16 protein-coding genes are annotated in these 16,415 nt (G+C 67.8%); 3 read left to right on the top strand and 13 right to left on the bottom strand.

Features of this window, described 5'->3' with window-relative positions; all coding sequences use genetic code 11:
• The 3 genes from thrC to thrA form a co-directional block, all read right to left on the bottom strand.
• A partial coding sequence (gene thrC, locus N5C25_RS03645) for a threonine synthase (RefSeq protein ID WP_279936449.1) occupies nt 1-1,249 on the bottom strand: 1,249 nt, incomplete at its 3' end.
• A 29-nt stretch (nt 1,250-1,278) separates the two neighbouring features.
• On the bottom strand, nt 1,279-2,193 hold the full coding sequence (locus N5C25_RS03640; RefSeq protein WP_019661408.1) for a homoserine kinase: 915 nt from the start codon (nt 2,191-2,193) through the stop codon (nt 1,279-1,281).
• Complete coding sequence (gene thrA, locus N5C25_RS03635; protein ID WP_279936448.1) at nt 2,190-4,694, bottom strand: bifunctional aspartate kinase/homoserine dehydrogenase I; 2,505 nt, start codon at nt 4,692-4,694, stop codon at nt 2,190-2,192. The genes N5C25_RS03640 and thrA overlap by 4 nt, the downstream gene beginning before the upstream one ends.
• Before the next feature lie 27 nt (nt 4,695-4,721).
• Between thrA and N5C25_RS03630 the strand changes: the two genes are divergently transcribed.
• The gene (locus N5C25_RS03630; RefSeq protein WP_171952063.1) at nt 4,722-4,991 is read left to right on the top strand and encodes a hypothetical protein; all 270 of its coding nucleotides are present in this window, start codon (nt 4,722-4,724) and stop codon (nt 4,989-4,991) included.
• A gap of 60 nt (nt 4,992-5,051) precedes the next feature.
• Here N5C25_RS03630 and N5C25_RS03625 read toward each other — a convergent pair whose 3' ends face one another.
• A complete protein-coding gene (locus N5C25_RS03625) occupies nt 5,052-6,002 on the bottom strand; it encodes a DMT family transporter (RefSeq protein WP_279936447.1) in 951 nt (316 codons plus the stop codon).
• Between the two features lie 166 nt (nt 6,003-6,168).
• Entirely contained in the window at nt 6,169-6,864 is a 696-nt protein-coding gene (locus N5C25_RS03620; protein WP_021202843.1) for an AraC family transcriptional regulator, read from the bottom strand.
• A gap of 81 nt (nt 6,865-6,945) precedes the next feature.
• Between N5C25_RS03620 and N5C25_RS03615 the strand changes: the two genes are divergently transcribed.
• A complete protein-coding gene (locus N5C25_RS03615; RefSeq protein WP_021202844.1) occupies nt 6,946-7,725 on the top strand; it encodes a DUF6491 family protein in 780 nt (259 codons plus the stop codon).
• Here N5C25_RS03615 and N5C25_RS03610 read toward each other — a convergent pair.
• The 3 genes from N5C25_RS03610 to N5C25_RS03600 form a co-directional block, all read right to left on the bottom strand.
• The gene (locus tag N5C25_RS03610; protein WP_279936446.1) at nt 7,722-8,774 is read right to left on the bottom strand and encodes a linear amide C-N hydrolase; all 1,053 of its coding nucleotides are present in this window, start codon (nt 8,772-8,774) and stop codon (nt 7,722-7,724) included. The genes N5C25_RS03615 and N5C25_RS03610 overlap by 4 nt on opposite strands.
• A gap of 65 nt (nt 8,775-8,839) precedes the next feature.
• Nucleotides 8,840-9,253 carry a DUF6691 family protein gene (locus N5C25_RS03605; RefSeq protein WP_134731443.1) on the bottom strand — a complete coding sequence of 138 codons (414 nt, stop codon included), beginning with the start codon at nt 9,251-9,253 and terminating at the stop codon, nt 8,840-8,842.
• Nucleotides 9,250-9,687 (bottom strand): YeeE/YedE family protein, encoded by a 438-nt coding sequence (locus tag N5C25_RS03600; RefSeq protein WP_279936445.1) that lies wholly within the window; start codon nt 9,685-9,687, stop codon nt 9,250-9,252. The genes N5C25_RS03605 and N5C25_RS03600 overlap by 4 nt, the downstream gene beginning before the upstream one ends.
• A gap of 85 nt (nt 9,688-9,772) precedes the next feature.
• Here N5C25_RS03600 and N5C25_RS03595 point away from each other — a divergent pair, with 85 nt between their 5' ends.
• The gene (locus N5C25_RS03595; RefSeq protein WP_279936444.1) at nt 9,773-10,093 is read left to right on the top strand and encodes a metalloregulator ArsR/SmtB family transcription factor; all 321 of its coding nucleotides are present in this window, start codon (nt 9,773-9,775) and stop codon (nt 10,091-10,093) included.
• A 3-nt stretch (nt 10,094-10,096) separates the two neighbouring features.
• Here N5C25_RS03595 and N5C25_RS03590 read toward each other — a convergent pair whose 3' ends face one another.
• From N5C25_RS03590 to N5C25_RS03570, 5 genes are all read right to left on the bottom strand, one after another.
• Nucleotides 10,097-10,525, bottom strand: a complete 429-nt coding sequence (locus N5C25_RS03590) for a BLUF domain-containing protein (protein ID WP_019661399.1) — start codon at nt 10,523-10,525, stop codon at nt 10,097-10,099.
• 83 nt (nt 10,526-10,608) lie between these two features.
• Nucleotides 10,609-11,742 (bottom strand): hybrid sensor histidine kinase/response regulator, encoded by a 1,134-nt coding sequence (locus N5C25_RS03585; RefSeq protein ID WP_279936443.1) that lies wholly within the window; start codon nt 11,740-11,742, stop codon nt 10,609-10,611.
• Nucleotides 11,739-12,314, bottom strand: a complete 576-nt coding sequence (locus tag N5C25_RS03580) for a chemotaxis protein CheB (protein ID WP_019661397.1) — start codon at nt 12,312-12,314, stop codon at nt 11,739-11,741. Before N5C25_RS03580 ends, N5C25_RS03585 begins: the two co-directional genes overlap by 4 nt.
• Nucleotides 12,314-13,138 (bottom strand): CheR family methyltransferase, encoded by an 825-nt coding sequence (locus N5C25_RS03575; RefSeq protein WP_019661396.1) that lies wholly within the window; start codon nt 13,136-13,138, stop codon nt 12,314-12,316. The genes N5C25_RS03580 and N5C25_RS03575 overlap by 1 nt, the downstream gene beginning before the upstream one ends.
• Nucleotides 13,135-16,242, bottom strand: coding sequence for a response regulator (locus N5C25_RS03570; RefSeq protein WP_279936442.1), 3,108 nt, complete (start codon nt 16,240-16,242; stop codon nt 13,135-13,137). The genes N5C25_RS03575 and N5C25_RS03570 overlap by 4 nt, the downstream gene beginning before the upstream one ends.
• Between the last annotated feature and the right edge of the window lie 173 nt (nt 16,243-16,415).

The following is a 16,415-nucleotide window of genomic DNA, read 5'->3' as shown; positions in this document are numbered from 1 at the left end:
CAGCCAACGGTTCCGCGTGCGCGGGCCGCTGCAGCAATGCATCGAGCGCCGGCGGCACCGCCACGGGTTCGCCGATCAACGGTTCGACCACAGCCTCGAACTTGGCCGGATGGGCGGTAGCCACCACCGCCCAGTCACCCTTGGCACCACGCGCGCGCAGGTCCTGCAGCACCTTCACCGCCGTGGCCGTGTGCGGGCAGAACAGTTCGCCGCGGCTCGCATGCGCTGCGGCAATCGTGGCGCGGATGGTCACGTCGTCCACCGCGAACGCACGGAACGCAGCGCGCAGTTCGGCATCATCTCCGTGGTAAAGCCAGCGCAGGCGTTCGAAGTTGCTTGGCGCCCCCACATCCATTGCGTTGGCAACCGTGGCCACACTGGCCTGCGGCTGGTAGTCGCCACCGTTGAAGTACGCCGGCAGTACCGCATTGGCATTGGTGGCCAGCACGATCTGCCCGATCGGCACGCCCAGCGCGCGCGCCAGTACTGCGGCCATCGCATTGCCCAGATTGCCCGTCGGCACCACCAGGTTGAGCCGGCGACGATGCAACGCGTAATGGGACAACGCCGCATGCGCGTAATAACTCATCTGCGGCAGCAGGCGGCCGAGGCTGATGCTGTTGGCCGAACTCAGCGGCACCTGCGCCTGCAGTTCGCGGTCAGCCAGTGCCTGCTTGACCATCGCTTGGCAATCGTCGAAGGCGCCGGCCACGCGCAGCGCCTGGATGTTGTCGCCGAAACAACCGAGCTGATGCGCCTGCCGCGGTGACACGCGGCCATCCGGATACAGCACCACCACGCGTACGCCGGGCTGGCGATGGAAGGCCGCGGCAACGGCGGCGCCGGTATCGCCGGAGGTGGCGACGACGATGGTCAGATCACGGTCCTTGCCGGCCTGCAGCCGCGACAGCGTACCGGCCAGGAAGCGCGCACCGATATCCTTGAACGCCGCCGTCGGCCCATGGAACAGCTCCAGCACATGGTCACCGCCGCCCAGTGGACGCAGCGGCACCTGAAAGTCGTACGCCTCGCGGCAGATCGATGGCAACGCAGACTCCAGCGTGTCGCCAGAAAAGAACGGCGCCAGCAGATCGGCGGCGGTATCGGCCAGCGTTGCGCCGGCTCGCAGCTCACGTGGCGCCGGCAGCACCTGCGGAACATACAGCCCTCCATCGGGCGCCAATCCTGCAGCGATCGCCGCACTGAGGCCAACGGCCGGGGGCTGACCCCGGGTCGAAACAAATTGCATGGGTTCGGTATCCAGTAAAGGGGAAGGATTCAGCACAAGCGGGCTCCCGGTGCATCCAGCGGCGACACCCAGGCATCGCTGTCGAAACCGGCGGCGGCAAATGCGGCCTGCACCGGTGCGGCAGCGGCGCGGGCCTGGTCGGCGTCCTCGAACCAGGCGAACACGCTGGGGCCAGCGCCCGAAATGCCCGCGCCCATCGCATGCGCAGACAGCGCCGCATCGCGTGCGGCCTCGAAGCCCGCAATCAGGCCGGCGCGGCGAGGCTCCACCAGCACATCACGCAGGCCTGCGCGGACCAGCGCGGCGTCGCTGCGATGGCAGCCACTGAGTACCAGCGCAAGGTTCGCACTCTGTGCCACGAATTCACCCAGCGCATAGCTGCCCTGCAGCGCCTGGCGTGCGCGGCGTGTTTCCAGGACCGCGTGCGGATGCACCAGCAGGCTGTGCCAGGTAGCCGGTACCGGAATCGGCAGCAGGCGGTCGGCCGTGCACAGTGCAAGCCCGCCCAGCAGCAATGGCCCCACGTTGTCACCGTGACGGCCACCACTGGCCACCGCCTCGCCATCCAGCGCAAATGGATACAGCGCCTCGCGCGTCAGCGGCGCATCCAGCAGCGCATTGGCGGCGACCAGCGCCGCGACACTCGACGCTGCCGAACCGCCCATGCCGGAACCGAACGGGATGCCCTTGTCGATCTCGACTGCGAAACCGAAATCCAGGCCCAGGCCTTCGCGCAGCGACATCAGCGCAGCCCCGGCGGTGTTGCCGGCTGCGTCCAGTGGCAGCGCGACAGCACTGCCACGGATCGCATCGATCCGCACCGCCGGCTCGTCGATGCGGCGCACGCTCACGGTATCGCCGATACCGGCAATGGCATGGCCGAGAATGTCGAAGCCCACCGCCACGTTGGCCACCGAGGCCGGCGCGAACGCACGTGCGATCACAGGCGCGCTCCTTCACCGGCCGCGACCCGCAGCAGGTCGGCGAACACACCGGCGGCGGTGACTTCCGGGCCGGCCCCCGGACCCTGCACCACCAACGGGTTGTCGCAGTAGCGACGGGTACGGAACTGCACCACGTTGTCGGTCAACCGAAGGTTGGCGAAGGCGTGGTCGGCGGGCAGTTCCTGCAGGCCCACCGAGGCACCGTCAGCGCCCAGCTGTGCCACGTAGCGCAGCACCGCGCCACGCGCCCGCGCGTCCTGCAACCGCTGCAACAGGCTGGCATCGGAATCGCCCAGCCTCGCCATGAAGTCATCCACGCTGCCGTCGCGCAGCAGCGCCGGCACCAGGCTTTCCACCTGTACCTGTTCCAGGCTGAGCGCGTGGCCGGCCTCGCGGGCGAGGATCACCAGCTTGCGCGCCACGTCCACGCCCGAAAGATCGTCACGCGGGTCCGGCTCGGTGTAGCCCATCGACCGCGCCTGCGCGACCAGCTGCGAGAACGGCTGGCTGCCATCGAAGCGGTTGAACAGCCAGGCCAGCGTGCCGGAGAAGATGCCTTCGATCGCCAGCACCTCGTCGCCCGTATCGACCAGATCACGCAGCGTGGTGATCACCGGCAGGCCCGCGCCCACCGTGGCTTCGTAGCGGAAGCGCGCACCACTGGCCGCCGCAGCAGCGCGGATGCGCTGGTAGCGCGGCAGTGGGCCAGCACCGGCTTGCTTGTTCGGGGTCACCACGTGGATGCCGGCTGCCAGCCAGCCCTCGTAGCGCTCGGCCACCTCGGCGCTGCCACTGCAGTCGATCACCACCGCATGCGGCAGGTGCGCGGCCAGCAGGTGTTCGGTGAAGCGATCCAGGTCGCTGGGCTCGCCCGCGTCCTGCAATGCCTCCCGCCAATCGGCGTGCAGGCCATCCACTTCCAGCCGCATGCGCGAACGCGAGGCCAGCGCGCGCAGGCGAAGATCCACATTGGCCTTGGCCAGCAGCTGCGGGCGGGCCGCCAGCAGCTGGTCCAGCAGTGCCGCGCCGACGTTGCCCGGCCCGATCACACCGACCGCGAACGTCTGCGGCGACAGCCAGAAGCCCGCATGTACGGCCCGCAATGCGCGGGTGGCATCGGCACTGTCCACCGCCACAGAAATATTGCGCTCCGACGAGCCCTGCGCGATCGCCAGGATGTTCACCTGCGCGCGTCCCAGCGCCTCGAACAGGCGCGCCGCCACACCGGGCTGGCCGGCCATGCCGTCGCCCACTGCCGCCAGCACGCTGACGCCCTCGCTGACCTGCACGCGCTGCACCTGCCCTACCGACAGTTCATGCGCGAACGCATGCAGCAGTGCCTCACGGCCACGCGCCGCTTCGGCGGCGCGAACCACGCAGCAGATCGAATGCTCTGACGAACCCTGCGAGATCATCACCACCGACACCTGCGCCTGGCGCAGCGCCGCGAACACGCGCTCGGCGGTACCGGGCACGCCGATCAGGCCGGTGCCCTCCAGGTTCAACAGGGCCAAGCCGGGGCTCAGGGTCAGGCCCTTCACCGGCCCGCGCGGCGAGCGCTCGGCGCTGATGCGCGTCCCCGGATGCGCCGGCTGGAAGGTATTGCGGATGAAGATCGGCAGGCCGAGGCGGATGGCCGGCGACATCGTCTGCGGGTGCACCACCTTGGCGCCGAAATAAGCCAGCTCGCAGGCCTCGTCGTAGCTCAGTGACTCCAGCTGCACCGCCTCGGGCACCAGCCGCGGGTCGGCCGACAGCACGCCGTCGACGTCGGTCCAGATGTGCAGTTCATCGGCATTGAACAACGCGGCGAAGATCGCGCCGGAATAGTCGCTGCCGTTGCGGCCTAGCGTGGTGATGCGGTCATGGCGGTCACGGGCAACGAAACCGGTGGCGACCAGGCGCATCTGCGGATGCCGCAGGCGCCACTTGGCCAGGCGGTCCGCGCTGGACTCCCAGTCGACATCCACACCCAGTTCGCCATGCCCGACCACCAGCACGTCGCGTGCATCGAGTACCGCACAGTCTTCGCCCAGGGCACGCAGGTGGCTGCCGAGCAGCTGTGCGGAAAACACTTCGCCCAGGCCCTGCACACGGTCGAGCACTTCGCGCGGCAGCTCGCCGATCACCGCCAGCGCCGCCAGCACTTCGGCCAGCTGATCGAAGCGGGCGTCGATCCATTCGACCGTCTCGCCGACCTGCTCGCCCAGCAGCGCCACGGCGGCGCCGCGATGGCGCGCGCGCAGGGCATGCCACGCCTCGCGCCAACCTTCGTCGCCCTTGGCCGCCAGCTGCGCCAGATCAATCAGCGCGTCAGTGACGCCCTTCATCGCCGAGACGACAGTGACCTGCAGCGGTTCGGGGCGGGCCAGCAGCAGGCCGGCAACATGGCGATAGCGTTCGGCATTGGCCACCGAGGTGCCGCCGAACTTGTGCACGACAGTGGACGGCGCAGCCAGATCGGCCGGGGCAACGGGATGGGCGGGGGCGTGGGAAGACATGCAGACCTCGGCAGGAGGCCCCGTCGCATGCAGGTGTCGAGTTTCCCCGCCACCTGTATGGTGCGGGGCCGTGGTTTTCGGGAGTTACACGAAGACGACGGGCCGCACCAGGGCAGTGGTGACGGTGGTGGTGGTAATGGTGGTGGTGGCGACCGGCGCAGTCGAACGGCCCGCAGTGGCGGGGGCGATCAGGCTGGCGTGGGCGGCATCAAGAACCATGACGCACAGAAAACACTGTGCGCCGGCCCGCTGTCAAGTGCTGCGATGCAAAAAACCATTGCGGCGATCATCGGCTAACGTGCGTACATTTGGTTGCAACTGAGACCAAGCGCGCATCAGCACGCTTGTCGACCGGATTCAGCCGGCATGTTCGGCGATCGCCCGCGGCGTGCGATGGGCATGCGCGCACAGCATCACGCCGGCCATCAGCAACACGATGGCCAGCGCTTCCAGCAGCGACGGCCAACGCTGTTGCCAGGCGAAGGCATACAGCAGTGCGAACAGCGTTTCGAACACGATCATCTGGCCAGTCAGGGTCAGCGGCAGCAGGCGGCTGGCGCGGTTCCAGAATGCGTTGCCGAGGATCGAGGCCACCACTGCCACACCGGCGCTGATCGCCCAGAACCCACTCCACTGCGCCGCCGAATGGCTGCCGGTGTGACCGATGAAGGCCATCGGCACCAGCAGCAGGGCCAGGCCGCCAGTCGTCACGCCGGTCAGCAGCGACCAGTCGTGGCTGGACAGATCCGGTCGGCGCGCCAGCCAGCGGCTGTTGCCGATCGAGTACAACGCCCACGAGAACAGCGCGCCGAACGCGCACAGCAGGCCGATCAGGCGCTGCCGCCACGGGGTGGCCAGGTGCTCGGACATCAGCGCTTCCCAGCCAACCAGTCCCACGCCGAGCACGCACAGGCCCAGCGCCGACAGCAGCTGCCTCAGCGGCACCGCCCCCTGCTCGCGCACGCCAACGAGGGTGACCACCACCGGGATCAGGCCGACAATCAAGGAGGCTGCAGCGCCACCAGCCCACTGCACCGCCACGGCCAGCAGCAGGAAATAGACCAGGTTGCCTGCCAGGCTCAGCCACAGCAGGCCGATCCATTCGGCACGGCCCAGCCGGGGCGCCAGCCGCTTCCATCGCGGCAGCAGCAGGGCTACGGCGATCAGGCCGTAGACCAGATAGCGACCGGCCGACAGTTGCAGGGCGTTGAACGACTGCAGCACGGCGGGCGCGAGGAAAACCACGCCCCACAGTGCGCCGGCGGCAACGCCATTGGCGATGCCCAGGGCCATCGGGTTGTTGCGCATTCGGGTTCTTCGGGGGAGAGAACGGGCCGCGCAGTGTAAGCGCTGGCCGGTAGGGGCTCTTGACCCAGGCTATTGCCTTGTCATCTCTGTAGAGCCGAGCCACTGCTCGGCTGCGATTGGCCGCTGTGCAGATAAGGGCAGCCGAGCGTGGGCTCGGCTCTATAGATCAGCCGGCGCTCCTGCGCCACGCAGCCGGGGTCTGGCCACACTCGCGGCGCAGCGCACGAGTCAGTGCGCTCTGCTCGGAATAGCCTGCGGCCAGCGCGATATCGCTGATCGGCGCCGTACTGGTGCGAAGCTGGTGCTTGGCCCAGCGCAGCCGGCACGCGCTGAGCCAGGCCTGCGGGCTCAGCCCGAACTCGCGCTGGAACAATGCGTGCAACCGGCTCTCGCTGACACCGACAAATCCGGCCATCCGGGCAACCGGCCAGGCCCGGCCGGGATCGGCCTGGACCGCCGCACACAGGCCCTGCATGCGCGCGCCACTGCCCGCCGGTGCAAACACCTGCAGCAGCTGCGGCAGCAGCGCCGGCATCGGCTGCCCTGTCTGCACGTCGGCCAGGCACCGGCGCAACGCCAGCGGCAGATGCAGCCAGCGCTGCCGGCACAGATGCTCCTGCGTGCCGTCATCAAGCACGCCTGGAGGACAATCAACGATCACGAAACCATTGGGGCCGTCCGCCATCTGGTCATGCGCTTCGCCGGCAGCAACAAATGCCCCCTGCAGCAGGTCCAGCCGACCGCCGCGCCCTTCCATCTCGAACTGCAGCTCGCCCTGCAGCGGCAGAACCCACTGCGCGTAGTCATGGCGGTCCAGGCCGGTGGCCTGCCCGTAGTGCCGCAGATGGAAGATGGCGCCCATCCGGGCAGTGTGCGCGTGTAACAACGGCCGTGCAAACCGCTGCTATAGTCGGTCCGTCATCCAACGCAGGGAGTGCAGGTCATGACCCATCAGCAGCTGTCCCTGGTGCTTGCCACCAGCCTCGGCCTGGCGCTTACCGCCCCGGCCTCCGCTCAGGAACGTACCCCACCGGCGCCGCACTGCATGGACGCGGTCGGCGTCCAGGAAGTGGAGCAGGCGTCACCGCGTTCAATCGCCCTGCGAGCCGCCTCGGGCCAGGCTTATCGGATCGACTTCAGCGAGGAGTGCCCCGGCGTCCGCGGTGCCACCACGCTGAAACTTGAGGCGCCCGCTGGCTGGGCCTGCGGGCGCCCCAGCGAGCGTGTGGTGGTCGATGGCCGCACCTGCGCGATCAGCGCGGTGACCCCCGTGCAGGATCGCGACTACGCCAACGTGGCCCGCGACAGCGACCGCCTGCGCATGGCCACCCTGCCCGCCCTGACCATCCGCGAGCGCAGGGACATCCGCCGCAGTTTCGGTGGTTCGCCGTCGTACTGCTTTGCCACGCGCAACGTGCGCGCGTGGTCGTCCGACCCGCAGGGCATGCTGGTGGAGACCAATCCGCATCGCAATGGTGGTCACCGCTACTATCGCGTGGAGCTTGGCAGCCACTGCCGCCAGCTCGACCGTGCGCCACAGCTGAGCTTCCACTCCGGGATGCAGAACGGCCTGATCTGTGGCAATCCGGGCGATCGCATCCTTACCGCCGGATTCGAGAAGGGTGACCTGCGCAACGATGCACTGGCGCCGCTGCCGCAGTACACCCACGGCGGCTGCACGATCCAGGCGGTCTATCCGGCTTCCAGCCAGGCGTCGAACTAACCGTCGACGCCGAGGAAGGTGAACGGTGCGCTGGGTACGAACTGGCCCAGCGCATCGCCGGCAAAGGTATTGCGCTGGTCCTTGCCGAGGTCCAGCTTGAGGACCTGGCCGCCGAAGTCGACCTTGTTCAGATCAACCCAGAAGGTGTTCGGGGTCAACGCCGACTCGAAGAAGTACAACCGCCGCCTGTGGTCGGCTACGGTGCGCCAGCGCGTGGAAGAAATGTTCGGCTCGCCTGGCGTGGTGATGCCATACGGCACCGATGCATTGCGGATCACGCTGAACACGCTGGCCAACGCCATCACCGGGTCTTCGGCCTTGGGAATGGCATTGATGTAGAACGAGGCGCGGGCGAAGCGGTCGGCGGAACGGTTGGTGCCGGGCAGCATCACCGTGCCACCGATCTGCTGCCAATAGCTGTTCAGCGCCAGCTGGTGCTCGAAGATCGGCGAGTTGGTCATCACCTGGTAGCGCCGGTCATGATGGATCACCTGGCGACCGCCGATGTATTCGACGATCGCGCTGTCGCCGCTGGCATCGGACAGCGACAGGTGCAGCGTCGCCTGGCGGTCTTCGCCGGGCACCTTGTCGGTGACGATCGAGTACGGCTCGCGCTTCAACGCGGTGACCGCCTCTTCAACGGTAGCGAAATTGTCCAGCACATACTGCGCCCACAGCGAAATCGCCAGGCCCGGCTTGTTGCCACGCTTCTGCGGATACTCCGATTCGACCAGCCACAGCAGGTTGGCCACCAGGCCCTTTTCGTTCATGCCGTCGGTGGTCGACACGTCGTAGCCGGTGGCCACCACGCTGCCGTAGCGCGCGGTCCACGCCAACGACTTCGGGCCGGCCAGCCCGGTACGCGCGATGCCACGCGGCAGCACATAGAGGTTGGTCGCGACGTCGACCTTCCAGTCCATCGAACGTGCGGTAATCACGTCCCCGTTGTCGCCCAGGTACACCGCGCGCGTGCAGGCCAGCGCCGGCGTGGTCGCGGACGCCAACGCCACGGCCAGCATCACCTTTCCTTTCCAGTTCATCCGTGCCATGCACTACGCTCCTTTCCCCGTGATGCATGATCTGATCCGATCCAGGGTGACACCGGAGTGAAGCCTCAGCGCGCGAACCGATCGTGCGCCCAGAAGCCCAGGACCATGGCAGGCACGAACCACAGCGCCTCGCGCGATGCCGCCGCCAGCCCCGCGATGGCCGGGCCCGGGCAGTAGCCGGCCCATCCCCAGCCGATACCGAACAGTGCGGCACCCAGCAGTAGACGCGTATCGACATCGCGCGCGGTGGGCAACTGGAAGCGCATCGCGAACCACGGCCGCGCGCGCCGCAGCGCCCAGCGCTGGCCGGCCGCACTGACCAGCAGCGCCGACCCCAGCACCCATAGCAGGGTGGGATCGAAATCCCCGGTGACATCAAGGAAGCCGAGCACGCGACGCGCATCGGTCATGCCGGAAAGGGCCAGGCCTGCGCCGAACAGCGCACCCGCTACAGCGGCAGCAGCCCTCGGACGACTCATACCAGGGCTCCACCGTGCCGGACCAGGAAGGTCGTCAGCATCGCGAACGCCATGAATAACAGCACCGCCAGCGACGATCGCTTCGAACCGCGCGCCAGGCCACACACGCCGTGGCCACTGGTACAGCCGCTGCCCAAGCGGGTGCCGAAGCCGACCAGCAGGCCGGCGCCGACCAACTGCCAGGCCGGCAATGCATCACGCAGCAGTGCGCGTGGCGATGCCGCGGGCACCGACTGCCACCACAGCACCAGCCCCGCCGATGCCAGCAGGCCGGCCAGGAATGCCCAGCGCCAGCCACGCTCGCCTTCGGCTGCCCGCAGGCTGCCCGCGGCGATGCCGCTGATGCCCGCCACGCGCCCGATGCTGGCCAGCAACAGCACCGCAGCGGCACCGATCAAGGCGCCGCCGGTGACCGCACCCCAGGGCAGGTTCATGCCCCACCCTCTTCGCCGCCGCACATGGAATTGCTCCTTAATTTAGACTGCTCTAAATTAGATTATCCTAAACAAAGGAGTCAACATGGTCCGGTCCCTGCCCGACGGCGCAGCCATGGCCGAACACGCTTCAGAGGCAGCCACGCTGCTCAAAGGCCTGGCCCACCCCGCCCGGCTGCGGGTGTTGTGCCGCCTGGTCGAAGGCGAGGCGGCAGTAGCGGAGCTGCAGGCGCTTACCGGGCTGAGCGCGTCGGCGCTGTCCCAGCACCTGGCGGTACTGCGCGCGATGAAGATCGTGGCAACCCGGCGCGAGGCACAGGCGATCCACTATCGGGTGGTCGAAGGGCCTGCGCTGGGTGTGCTGCAGGCCCTGCACGCTGCCTACTGCGGCCGGGCGTGTGGTTGAATGTCAGCCGGCATGCAGCGCCGGCTGCACCACCGTGTCCAGCAGGTCGACCGGTGTCGGCGCCGCGCGATCCCCCTCCAGCGCCCGGCTGAAACCGGCCCAGTCGCTGGATGACAACTGGCGCAGCAGCGCTGCCTCCACCGGCAACGCCCGCATCGACCAGTAGGGAAACTGGCGCTGGCCGAGGCGGCCTCGCGCCAGCTCGATGATGTCGATGTGACTGCCGGCCTGGAGAATGCGCTCATACACCGAGTCGATGCCATCCGGCGGCCCCTCGATGTACTGCAGGAAACGATTGCCATCGTGCAGCAGCACTCCGGTCACCCCCGCCATCTTGTTGAAACGCGCAGCGTCTTCGACCAGCGCCTGCAGGCGTTGGCTGGAGAGCTCCGGCAGCGCCCGGCTGATGTAGGCGATGGCGCGCAATGGCATGGTGCTTCCTTGGCTGGGTGTGAACGCACGGTAGCAGTTGCGGACGAGCCCGTCTCAATACGCCCGCCCGTTCCCTGAAGAATTCAGGTTGCGGTGGCGCCCGCCCCGTCCCACCGCCGCGGCAGCACGGCCTCGAACACGACCTGGCCTGCCTCGTTGCGCGCCCCGATCCGGCCGCCGTGCGCGCGCACGAACTGATCCACGATGTACAGGCCCAGGCCCAGTCCCTTGCTCTGGTGGAAACTGGCCTTGAACGGCTCGAACAAGCGCGGCAACAGCGCGTCATCGATATGGCCGGCATTGCTCACCCGCAGCACCACCGTGCGGGCATCGTTGCCATCCAGCTGCACGTGTGCCTCGCTGCCATGCGTCAACGCATTGCCCACCAGGTTTGCTGCGATCTGGCCCAGGCGGTCCATGTCGCCCTGCATGCGCGTGTCGCCGACGGCGTCGAAACGAATGCGCTCGTGACCGTGGGCACTGCCCGCTTCGGCGATCACCGCACGGGTGACCTCACGCAGGTCGCAGGCGGCAGCCTGCAGCCGCAGGCCACCACTGCGGATCCGCGAAAAGTCCAGCAACTGCTCGACCATCCGCGCCATGCGCAGGGTACTGGCCTCCAGATGCGCCAGTGTCTGCTGCGCGCTGCTGTTGTTCGCCGGAAGCTCCAGCGCCAGCTTGTCGGCACACAACAGGATCGCCGACAGCGGCGTGCGCAGGTCGTGGGTCAACACGGCGGCCATCGTCTCGTTGAGCTTCAGCGCCCGCTCGAGCGCCTCGTTGCGGGCCTTCAGCAGCTGGCGCTGCTGGTACAGCTCGATGAAGACGTTGACCTTGCTCAGGATGACCTGTGGTGCCACCGGCTTGTGCAGGAAATCCACCGCACCGGTTTCGTAGCCCTTGAACGCACGCAGCGGATCGTCCGGCGAGGCGGTCAGGAAGATGATCGGCACCGTGCGGCTGCGATGCGAGCCGCGCATCAGTTCGGCCAGGGTGAAGCCATCGATCTCGGGCATGTGCACGTCCAGCAACGCCAGCGCCACCTCGTGCTCCAGCAGCAGCTCCAGCGCCTCCGCGCCCGAACCGGCCAGCAGCAGGTTCACGCCCTCGCGCTGCAACAGCGCCTGCATGGCCACCAAATTCTGCGGCACGTCGTCGACGATCAGCAGGTTGACCGGGGACTGCGACTGCGCAGGGTCCGGCGGCAACAGGTTCATGCAAACAGCTCCTTCAGGCGACGACACATCAGTTCAAGGGGCAGCACGGCATCGGCACCAGCGTGCTGCAGGGCGGAGGCCGGCATCATCGATGCCTCGGCCTCCTCGGGACATTGCAGCCAGGCTCGACCACCGGCGCCGCGCACTGCGGCCACCCCTTCACTGCCATCGCTGCTGGCGCCGGTCAGCAGCAGGGCCAGCACCTGGTCGCCGAATACGGCCGCTGCCGATTCGAACAGCGGATCGATGGCCGGGCGCGAGAACAGCACCGGCGCGTCCACCGACAGCGCCAGCGAGCCGGCGTCTTCCACCAGCAGGTGGTAATCCGGCGGCGCGAAGGTCACCGTGCCACGCAGCAACGGCTGCTTGTCTTCGGCCTCGCGCACCGGCAGCGCGCAGTACGGTGCCAGCACTTCGGCGATGCGGCTGCTGCGATCGCGTGGCAGGTGCAGCACCGCCAGCACCGGCACCGGCAGCGTCGCAGGCAGCGCGCCGAGCACCGCCTGCAGGGCCGCGACGCCACCGGCCGAAGCCCCGATCACCAGTACGGCCGGGGGTGTCGGCGTGGCCATCAGGCCACCTTCCGGTACAGGCGATGCTCGCGCGAACAGACCTCGAACGCATCGTGGTGGCACCCGAACTGCAGCGACTCCTTGCTGCCCAGGCCCAAGAAGCCGCGGTGCACCAGCGCTTCACGGAACAGGCCCACCGCGCGGTCCTGCAGGTCGCGGTTGAAATAGATCAGCACGTTGCGGCACGACACCAGGTGTACTTCGGAGAACACCGTATCGGTGGCCAGGCTGTGGTCGGCAAACACCACGTTGCGGCGCAGCTGCCGATCGAACACCGCGCCATCGTAAGCCGTGGCGTAGTAATCGGACAGCGACGCGGCGCCACCGGCCGCCAGATAGTTGCGGCTGAACTGCGCCATCCGGTCGATGCCATAAGCCCCGGCTTCCGCGGTGGCCAGCGCCGCTGGATTGATGTCGGTGGCGTAGACGATGCTGCGCTCGAGCAGGCCTTCCTCGTGCAACAGGATCGCCAGCGACCAGACTTCTTCGCCCGTGCTGCAACCGGCCACCCACAGCTTCACCGACGGATAGGTGCGCAGTACCGGCACTACCTGCTCGCGCAGCTCACGGAAATAGGCCGGGTCACGGAACATCTCCGAGACCTGCACGGTGAAGAACTGCATCGCCTGCGCGAACAGGTCCGGCTCGTGCAGCAGGCGGTGCTGCAGATCGGCCAGCCGCCCGCACTCATAACGCTGCATGGCCTGGCGGATCCGTCGGCGCAGCGACGACACCGCGTAACTGCGGAAATCGTAGTGGTAGCGCTGGTACAACGCTTCCAGCAGCACCTTCAGCTCCAGGTCGAACAGGGCCTGCTCGTTCATTGCCGCGAGCACCAGACCCGGCACAGCGATACCAGCTTGTCGACGTCGATGGGCTTGGCGATGTAGTCGTTGGCACCGGCCTGCAGGCAGCGCTCACGATCGTCCGGCATGGCCTTGGCGGTCAGCGCGATGATCGGCAGGTCCTGCAGGTGGCGTTGCGCGCGGATCTCCCGCATTGCGGCCAGCCCATCCTTCTCCGGCATCATGATGTCCATCAGCACCAGGTCGACCTCGCGCTCGGCCAGGCGATCCACCGCTTCCTGGCCATTGCGCGCGATCTCCAGGGTCACGCCCAGCGGTTCAAGCACACTGGACAGTGCGAAGATGTTGCGCACGTCGTCCTCGGCCAGCAGCACCGTCCGACCGTCGAGCACAGTATCGCGACGGCGCGCCTCGCGCAGCAGGCGCTGCTGGTCGGTCGGCAGGCTGGCCTCCACGCTGTGCAGGAACAGGGTCACCTCGTCCAGCAGGCGCTCGGGCGAACGTGCGCCCTTGATGATGATGCTCTTGGAATAGCGACGCAGGCGCTGCTCTTCCTCGCGGCTGAGCGCGCGACCGGTGTAGACGATCACCGGCGGGAAACCGACATCGTCGTTGCCGGCCATGTGCTCGAGCAGGTCGTAGCCACTGCCGTCGGGCAGCGACAGGTCCATCACCATGCAGTCGAACGTGACCGTGCTGAGCTGTTCCAGTGCGCCGGCCAAGGTGCCCACCGCGACGATCTGCAGCTGGTCGCGGCCCAGCAGCAGTTCCAGGTTGCGGCGCAGCTCGCTGTCGTCCTCGACGATCAGCAGCCGCCGCACGTCGCGTTGGCTGGTCTGTTCCAGCTGCTCGATGGCCGTCACCAGCCGCTCGCGCGTGGTCGGCTTGATCGCAAACCCGATCGCGCCCAGCTCGCGCGCCACCTGGCTGCGATCCGTGGCCGAGACCACATGCACTGGGATATGGCGGGTATCCGGGTTGCGCTTCAGGCGCTCCAGCACGCTCAGCCCCGACACGTCCGGCAGGCCGATATCGAGCAGGATGCCGTTCGGGCGCAGTTCGCTGGCCAGGGCCAGCGCCTCTTCCGCCGTGCCCGCCACCACACAGTCGAAGTCCAGTTCATGGGCCAGGGCCACCAGCGCTTCGGCGAACGTGGCATCGTCCTCCACCGCCAGGATCAGGCGACCGGCGCGCTGCCGGCGACCACGGTCGTCGGCCACGCCGGCCGTCGCAGTGACCGGCGCTGCCGCGCTCGCAACGCGCACAGGCGCGGCTGGCAGCACGGCCGGTGCCGCCGGCGGCGCTGCCAAGGGACCCTCGGCAGCGTCAGCCGCGCTCGCGGCGGGCGCACCCTGCAACGGCAGCTCCAGGATGAAGCAGCTGCCGCGTCCGGGCTCACTGTCGACCTGGATGCCACCGCCCATGCGCTCGGCCAGATCGCGCGAGATCGACAGGCCCAGCCCGGTACCGCCGTAGCGACGGCGGGTGCTGCCGTCGGCCTGGCGGAAGGCTTCAAAGATGACGTCCAGCTGCTCGCGGGCAATGCCGATGCCGGTGTCGCAGACCTCGAACCGGATGCGGCCGTTGCCGCCGGCACGCACGTGCAGGCTGACCTTTCCATGCTCGGTGAACTTCACTGCGTTGGCCAGCAGGTTCTTCAGGATCTGCTGCAGCCGCTGGCTGTCGACCACCAGCTGGGTCGGTGCCAGCGCGTCGGCTTCGATCTGCAACGCCAGGCCCTTCTGCCGCGCCATCGGTTCGAAGGTCTCGCGCAGGCGCTGCAGCGCGCTCTCGACCACCACCACTTCATCGGACAGTTCGACGTGGCCGGCCTCGATGCGCGACAGGTCCAGGATGTCGTTGATCAGCGCCAGCAGGTCGTTGTTGGACGAGAGGATCGCACGCGCGTACTTCACCTGCTCCTCGGTGAGCGTGCCATCCTTGTTGTCGGCCAGCAGCTTGGCCAGGATCAGCGAGCTGTTCAGCGGCGTGCGCAGCTCATGCGACATGTTGGCCAGGAACTCGGACTTGTAGCGCGAGGTCGCGGCCAGCTCGTTGCTGTTGCGCACCAGCTGGCTCTGCGCCACCAGCAGCGCCTGCTTCTGCGCCTCCAGCTCGTGGGTGCGCTCTTCCAGCTGCACGTTGCTCTGTTCCAGCTCGGCCTGCTGTTCTTCCAGGTGGCTCTGCGACTGCAGCAGGCTGCGGCTCTGCTCTTCCAGTTCTTCGTTGGCCACGCGCAGCTCTTCCTGCTGGGCCTGCAGCTCTTCACCCTGGCGCTGCGACTCTTCCAGCAGCACCACCAGCTGCGCACGCAGCAGCGATGCGCGCAGCGCCATGCCGACGGTCTCCGCACAGCGCTCCAGAAGTTCGCGATCCAGATCACGCAGTTCGCCCACCTTGGCGCGACCCAGCTCGATGACCCCGACCACCGCGCCATCGCTGCTGATCGGCGCCAGGATGCGCTCGCGCACCGGCAACCGGCCGAGGCTGGTCTGCAGTTCAAGCACGGCGGCATCATCGCCGTGCAGGTGGCGGATGCGTTCATCACGGGCGACCTGCCCGGCCAGCCCTTCGTGAAGGGCCAGCGACGCTGGCGTTCCCGCAGGCAAGGCGATGCCACCGGTCAGCTGCAACCGCCCGCCTTCCAGTCGGTAGACCGCACCTACCTCCGCGCCGAGCTGCGCGGCCAGGCTTGTCGCTGCAGCCTCGGCGATCTGTTCCGGCCCCAGGTCACCGCGAAGGCTCATCGCCACCGCGTTCTCGGCTTCCTGCAGCCAGAGCGCGCGCATTGCCTGGCGCCGGGCCTGGATCGCGCGCGAGACGATCAGTGCGATCATCAGGAAGGCACAGCCGCCAATGGTCCGGTTGACGAAGGAGAACGCCGAGTTGGAACTGGCGGGCGCGACGTTGAAGCCGATGACCAGCAGGAGGCAGGACAGCAGGGCCACCACGAACGGCGCCCGCGCGCTGCGCTGGAACACCGTGACGCCAACAGCCAGGAAGTAGGCCAGCCATACGGCATAGCCGAGCGGGACGACCAGTTCCAACGCGATGGTCGCGGCCAGCAGCACAGCGGACGTCATCCAGATCCAGCGGTCACGCGTAGTCGCACCAGGACGCATGCAGGTCGGTTCCAGAAGGCAAAGGGTGGAAGATGGTACTCCGTGTCGCATTCAGCCGCACAGGACAAATGGCACGTGTCAGGTGTGCACGCATCCTTCACACTTGAATGCCTAGCTTCACGTCCCTCACAGGGGTAACACTTATTTACACGTGGACGCAGCTGCCTCTACGA

It is taken from the genome of Stenotrophomonas sp. GD03958 (assembly GCF_029839005.1).
GTDB classification, from domain to species: domain Bacteria; phylum Pseudomonadota; class Gammaproteobacteria; order Xanthomonadales; family Xanthomonadaceae; genus Stenotrophomonas; species Stenotrophomonas hibiscicola.
The sequence above is the reverse complement of the archived record's forward strand: the minus strand, read 5'-3'. Positions and strand labels throughout refer to the sequence as shown.